We start from the raw sequence: 427 nt of genomic DNA on the forward strand, positions 1-427 counted from the left end.
GAAAGCTTATACCTATAACAAAAGACGATTCAAATGATTCTGAACCGTCTTCGTATAGTATTGAAATGTATTGAATTATTCCTCTTCCTTCTCAACCAAATGTTGTAAATCCGGGTCATTAGCAATTCTCTCCATTTCACTTTCTACAAGGGTTACAATATCGGCTTTGATTTGCTTGTAATTCGCTTCTACTTGTTGTTTCATTTCTTCATCACTAAAGGATAAAATGTTAGGTATTTTTTTGTAGGCTTTAGTTTCTTTGGCTACCTTTTCATTATCTACTACAATTTGAGCGTGGAATATCTTTTGGTCGATGCGCTGGTCGAAGTTATCCGATACTGAACCCACAAACATTCCTTGTGTAAGGTTCGATATTTTACTCGGTGGTATCAAACTATCCATTTGTGTACTAATCGAAGTCGATTTA

General features: G+C 35.1%; 1 pseudogene. It reads right to left on the reverse strand.

The annotated features are described in order from the left end of the window. Positions 1-75: 75 nt before the first annotated feature. Positions 76-427 (reverse strand): annotated as a pseudogene (locus tag VQ048_RS13100) (conjugal transfer protein TraG); the annotation flags it as partial.

The sequence above is a fragment of the Bergeyella anatis genome (assembly GCF_036016955.1).
Lineage (GTDB): Bacteria > Bacteroidota > Bacteroidia > Flavobacteriales > Weeksellaceae > JAYWXI01.